The organism is Pseudomonas fluorescens (assembly GCF_902497995.1).
GTDB classification, from domain to species: Bacteria; Pseudomonadota; Gammaproteobacteria; order Pseudomonadales; family Pseudomonadaceae; genus Aquipseudomonas; species Aquipseudomonas fluorescens_BK.
Map to the genome: position 1 here is coordinate 1 of NZ_CABVII010000089.1, position 500 is coordinate 500.

The 500-nt window shown below is 61.6% G+C and carries 1 pseudogene; it reads left to right on the forward strand.

The window, feature by feature from the left end:
- Positions 1-500 (forward strand): annotated as a pseudogene (locus tag F8N80_RS31055) (gfo/Idh/MocA family oxidoreductase); the annotation flags it as partial.

Genomic DNA, 500 nt, shown 5'->3' on the forward strand with positions numbered 1-500 from the left:
AACACGTGCTGGTCGAAAAACCGCCGTGCGCAACGCTGGGTGAAGCCATGGCATTGGTGAGCCAGGTGCAGGAGCAAGGCGTCAGCGGATTGTTCGCCTGGCATTCACGCTATGCGCCCGGTATCGAACCCGCCCGTGCGTGGCTGGCTACCCGCACCCTGCACAGCGTGCAGATCGACTGGAAGGAAGACGTACGCAAATGGCACCCCGGTCAGGCGTGGATCTGGCAACCGGGCGGCCTGGGCGTCTTCGATCCCGGTATCAACGCGTTGTCGATTGCAACCCATCTGTTGGCGCTGCCGCTGTTTGTCGAGTCTGCCGAGCTGCGAGTCCCCAATAACTGCCAGTCGCCGATTGCCGCTTCGATCAAAAGGTCTGACGCGCGTCACCTCGCCGTGCGCGCAGAGTTCGACTTCGACCACGGTCATGACGAACTCTGGAGCATTGAGATTCGCTGCACCGAAGGCACCCTGCGACTGGATAACGGTGGCGCATTGTTG